1 other RNA gene is annotated in these 745 nt (G+C 52.3%); it reads left to right on the top strand.

The features are described from left to right. The first annotated feature begins 119 nt into the window (after window positions 1-119). Window positions 120-482: a transfer-messenger RNA gene (gene ssrA / locus HMPREF9538_RS30575) on the top strand. The last annotated feature ends 263 nt before the right edge of the window (window positions 483-745 follow it).

Here is a 745-nt window from a genome sequence, read left to right on the forward strand (position 1 = left end):
CGCTGGCCCTTACGCTATATCCTTGTTGATGCTGATTTTTCGTCCACCCTGCTGAAATAATCCTGCGTGATGGGGCTGGTAACGACATTCACAAATCTGTTATACTTGACCTACACATTGGGGCTGATTCTGGATTCGACGGGATTTGCGAAACCCAAGGTGCATGCCGAGGGGCGGTTGGCCTCGTAAAAAGCCGCAAAAAATAGTCGCAAACGACGAAAACTACGCTTTAGCAGCTTAATAACCTGCTCTGAGCCCTCTCTCCCTAGCTTCCGCTCTTAAGACGGGGATCAAAGAGAGGTCAAACCCAAAAGAGATCGCGTGGATGCCCTGCCTGGGGTTGAAGCGTTAAATCTAATCAGGCTAGTTTGTTAGTGGCGTGTCTGTCCGCAGCTGGCAAGCGAATGTAAAGACTGACTAAGCATGTAGTGCCGAGGATGTAGGAATTTCGGACGCGGGTTCAACTCCCGCCAGCTCCACCAAAATTCTCCATCGGTGATTACCAGAGTCATCCGATGAAGTCCTGAAAGCCCGCACGGCGCAAGCCCTGCGGGCTTTTTTGTGCCCTCAATTTGCCCCACGACGTCCGAAGAGAACTCATTAAATCCGCACCTTTTAGGCCCATTGATAGACCAAACGAAAAGCTCTGTTGTTTTCGCGTTACCAATTACCCGGCAACCCATCCCTCTCAGAATTAGACCACCAACGACACCTTTCACCCCCCCCCCCCCCCCCCCCCCCCCCC

The organism is Klebsiella sp. MS 92-3, assembly GCF_000195655.1.
Classification (GTDB): Bacteria; Pseudomonadota; Gammaproteobacteria; order Enterobacterales; family Enterobacteriaceae; genus Klebsiella; species Klebsiella pneumoniae.